Source organism: Nocardioides sp. (genome assembly GCF_034670285.1).
Lineage (GTDB): Bacteria > Actinomycetota > Actinomycetes > Propionibacteriales > Nocardioidaceae > Nocardioides.
Genome location: NZ_JAXMNS010000511.1, coordinates 1 through 2,204 on the forward strand (window position 1 = coordinate 1; position 2,204 = coordinate 2,204).

Consider the following 2,204-nt stretch of genomic DNA (forward strand, 5'->3'; position numbering starts at 1 on the left):
ACCGCCACGGAGCCCGAGACGGTGACCGGCTCGTCCGGCTTGGGCAGACGGGGCTTGATGCCCTTCGCCTTGCCGAAGACCTGGACCTCCGAGACGATCGCGGTCGTGGTGATCGAGCTGTCCCCGAAGGTCTTGACGGGCACCACGCGCACGAACTTCGCCTTGCGCGCCTTCGTGAGCTCGTAGGTCTTGAGGTTGAGGTCGGGTGCCGCCGGACGAGGCGCGATGAACCTGAAGGAGGCGACCTTCGCGGTCTTCCACTTCTTGCCGTTCATCGACGTCTGGACCTTGACCTTCCTCGCAGCCGAGAAGCGCGGCAGGCCGACCGGCTTCATGACACTGACCGCGACCCGGTCGATCTTCGAGGTCTTCTTGAGCTGGACCGTCGCGGACTGTGCCTTCGCCTTGTTGTAGGCCTTGCCGGCCGAGCCGGTCTGCCACGCCGTGGCCTCGCTGTCGTCGAAGGCGTTGGCTGCCGGGAGTGCGCCGTTCTCGCTCGAGGCGCCGATCACCTCGGCACCTGAGTACTGCGAGGCCAGGTTGGGTCGCAGGCGGATGGTCTTGCGCAGCGTCGCACCCTTGCGGATCGGCACGGTGATCCGCTGGATCCCGAAGCCGGGAGCCTGGATGGTCAGGTCGTAGCTGCCGGCGGCGAGAGTGGCTCCCCCACGACCGGACGTGCCGGTGGTGAAGATCGGCGTCGTGCGAGCCTCGAAGAGACCGCCGAGCACGCGTGCAGCCTTCACCGGTCCGCCGGCGGACGCGTTGACCAGCCTGAAGGCGAGCTTGCCGTTGAGCTTCTTCTTCGCGACGTCGAAGCCGGGCTGCGGCGTCGTGTCGTTCTCGCCCTCGGTCGACGCCGAGACACCGAAGCCCCGCTCGGCGAACGCGTCCCAGACCAGGTTCGTGAACCGCTTCTTGTAGCGCAGCTCGGCGGCCTTGATGATCGCGTCGCGCATGTCGAGCATCGACGGAGCCGGCGGCGAGATCGGCATCGCGTCGGTCACCATGTCGGCGATGTCGGAGGCCTTCTTCTGGTTGCCGCCCACCGCCTTGAGGATCTTGCTCCGCAGGGTCCAGAGCGTGGCGGTCCAGATCTCGCCGTCGGAGTGCACCTCGGCGCCACTGAGGTCGTAGCCGTAGTCGCCGTAGGTCGCGGGGCTCTTGGCGTAGTTCCAGTTGCGGATACCGCGGTCCTCGTCGCCGACGTAGGCCGCGACGACGGCGCTGCGGGTGAGCCCGCGCCGGAACAGGTCGTTCATGGCGTACCAGTCGCCCCAGCCCTCACCCATCGCCCCGGACTGCGTTCCGCTGAGCGAGCCCAGCCCGCCGCCACCGACGTAGCGGTTGGAGAGGCCGTGGCTGTACTCGTGCTGGATGATCGAGGCGTCGAAGTCACCGTCGGTGGTGGGACCTTCGAAGATGTCGTCGACGAACTCCCACAGATACATGTTGGTGAAGCCGGGGATGCCGTCGGGCAGCGTGAGCATGTTGGCGTTGTTGCGGCCCAGCGGCAGCACCGACGCAGTGAGGTTGAGCGCACCCGACTGCGCGCCGCCGAAGATCGGGTCGCCCGGCAGGCCGGAGGTGCCGGGAGCGTTGACGAGCTGGAAGTTGCCGCCGCTCTCGGTGAAGCCGAACTCGTACATCTCGTCGTGGATGCGGTTGTGGTGGTATAAGAGGTTGGTCGCGGCGGCGTTGGCGTCGGGCTGGTAGCCGAGCTCGGACCCGCCGGACTTCTGCCAGCTGTCGGAGAACTCGTAGCGGAACGACCCGGTCGGTGAGACAGGTCGGTTGTACTGGTCGACGGCGACCAGCGGCACGGTCCAGGCAACGGCGGTGTTGGCGTTGTTGCCCAGGGTGGTGACACCCGGCAGACCGAGGACCCCGGTGGGGTCGAGCCAACCGCCCGGCGAAGTCTGCGTCGGACCGAAGCTCTTCGTGACGAGCTCTCCACCCTTGTCGGCGCCGGGGTAGTTCTCGAAGACGTCGCCCTCGCTCGCGTGGGCGACCAACGACTTGCGGAAGAGCGGACGGCCGGTGGCGGCGTCGACGATCGTGGCCCACGCCTCGTCGAGGCCCTTGATGGCCAGGACGGCGTAGGCCGCGCGCCCGCCTGCAGCGGTGGGGAAGGCGATCTTGCGCACGAACTGGGTGGGGCCGAGAGTGCTGCCTCCGAAGACCTCGTAGCCGCCCATGACCGC

General features: G+C 67.8%; 1 protein-coding gene. It reads right to left on the reverse strand.

Going from position 1 to position 2,204, the window contains the following annotated elements:
- Positions 1 to 2,204 (reverse strand): M36 family metallopeptidase (locus VOI19_RS18380; protein ID WP_323794389.1); only part of this gene is annotated, 2,204 nt, incomplete at both ends.